General features: G+C 56.8%; 1 protein-coding gene. It reads left to right on the top strand.

Annotated features, from left to right (window positions below; all coding sequences use genetic code 11):
• Nucleotides 1-272 precede the first annotated feature (272 nt).
• Nucleotides 273-1,653 (top strand): endonuclease/exonuclease/phosphatase family protein (locus tag D4A39_RS16645; protein ID WP_147393937.1); only part of this gene is annotated, 1,381 nt, incomplete at its 3' end.

Raw genomic sequence — 1,653 nt, 5'->3', positions numbered from 1 at the left:
CCACACTCGTTTGGCGTAGAGCAGGGCGCTAGGGGTTGCTCTCGACGGTGGGAGGAGTCCTCGGACTCCATTGGGAAGTTACCGCCCGCCTCAACCCGGGCAGCCCCCGGGCGATAAGGTACTACCTCGCCACAACTTGCTTGCTTCATTGGGTGCGTGAAGCTTAGACAAAATCGACAGGCTTGTTGTAAAATTGAGCACCAGGCAAACACCGAAATAAAAAGCAAAAGAAACCGCCAGCCCTGCGGCTGGCAACCTGGAACGTCAGAACAATGTGTCCTGGCCTCTCTGACGACCTCCAGCAAGTAGATGATGCCAGGAAAACCGCCATCATCGACCGCGAGCTAGCCAAGCGGAACATTGACATCGCCGCCCTCCAGGAGACACGCCTTGCTTCCAGTGGCAGTCTGAAGGAGAAGGACTACACGTTCTTCTGGCAAGGTCTGGAGTCAGACGAGCGCCGACTCTATGGGGTTGGCTTTGCAGTTCGCAACTCTCTCCTGCTATCAGTCGAACCCCCTTCACAGGGAACCGAGCGCATCCTCTCACTCCGCCTCACAACCCCCTTAGGACCTACACACATCTTTAGCATCTACGCCCCCACACTCTGCTCAACAGCCGAGGCTAAAGATGCATTCTACGAGGAGCTCGAGACAAGGATTAGAGAGATCCCAGCGAAGGAAAACCTTTTCCTGCTCGGAGACTTCAACGCCCGGGTAGGCGCAGCCCACAGCTCCTGGCCACGTTGCATTGGACACTTTGGCGTTGGCAAGCTCAATGAGAATGGACAGCGTCTACTTGAGCTCTGCTCCTTCCATGATCTCGCCATCACCAACACCTTCTATTCCACCAAGCCCCACCACAGAGTGTCTTGGCGACATCCCAGGTCGAAGCACTGGCACCAGCTGGACCTCGTCATCACTAGAAGACCCATGCTGAACCACGTGCTCCTCACGCGTAGTTACCATAGTGCCGACTGCGACACCGATCACTCCCTGGTCGGCAGCATTGTGCGTCTCCGACCCAGACGGACCCACCGCTCCAAGCAGGAGGGCCGGCCTCGCATCGACACAGCCAGAACTTCAAAGCCTGAGCTGCGTGAATGCTTCGCCGAGGTCATCAACAAGACCCTGGAAGACTGCCCCACAGACAGCACCACAGCACGCTGGGACTTTATCCGTGGTGCCATATACCAGTCCGCCTCAGACACTTTCGGAAAGAGAGCCAGGAAGAACGAGGACTGGTTCGAGGCTGGGATTGAAGAGATGGAGCCTGCTTTAGCCACCAAGGGTGCTGCGCTTGTCAAGTACAAGAGGAAGCCCTGTGAGAAAACACTGGCCGCCTACAGAGAAGCCCGCAACAACGCCAAGAGGGTTGCCCGTAGGTGCGCCAACGACTACTGGCTGAAGCTCTGCAGTGACATCCAGACCTCTGCAGACTGCGGAAACACTCGTGCCATGTACGAGGGGATGAAGAAAGCATTTGGACCAAGTGTCACCAAGATCGCACCCCTCAAGTCCACCTCCGGCAACATCATCAAGGACCGTGGCGGGCAGATGGAGAGATGGGTTGAGCACTACGGGGAGCTATACTCTAGAGAGAATGTCGTCACCGACACGGCCATGGAGAACACCACCCCACTTCCCATCATGG

The sequence above is a fragment of the Alcanivorax profundi genome (assembly GCF_003597125.1).
GTDB classification, from domain to species: Bacteria; Pseudomonadota; Gammaproteobacteria; order Pseudomonadales; family Alcanivoracaceae; genus Alcanivorax; species Alcanivorax profundi.
Note: the sequence above shows the minus strand (reverse complement) of the source record. Positions and strands in the feature narration are given on the sequence as shown.